1 protein-coding gene is annotated in these 229 nt (G+C 38.9%); it reads right to left on the reverse strand.

Annotated elements, in window-relative coordinates; genetic code table 11:
* Nucleotides 1-229, reverse strand: a 229-nt coding sequence (locus FC091_RS15290) for a hypothetical protein (RefSeq protein WP_171032538.1), incomplete at both ends; no start/stop codon positions are given.

Below are 229 nucleotides of genomic sequence, written 5' to 3' on the forward strand. Positions count from 1 at the left end.
GTGTTACCACACTCATCAGTAGCAGTAAATGTTACAGTAATAGCTCCATTTGCACAATCTACGTCAGTATTAGCACCATAGTCATTAGACCATGTCACACTACCACAAGTATCATTAGCCGTTGCACCTGCATTATTAGCAAGCCATGCTTCTAATGTACCATCAGGTGTCACACCACATTGAATAACAATATTATCTGTATTTGTATTATCTATAGTCGGTGGAGTAG

The sequence above is a fragment of the Winogradskyella algicola genome (assembly GCF_005869935.1).
Taxonomy (GTDB): domain Bacteria; phylum Bacteroidota; class Bacteroidia; order Flavobacteriales; family Flavobacteriaceae; genus Winogradskyella; species Winogradskyella algicola.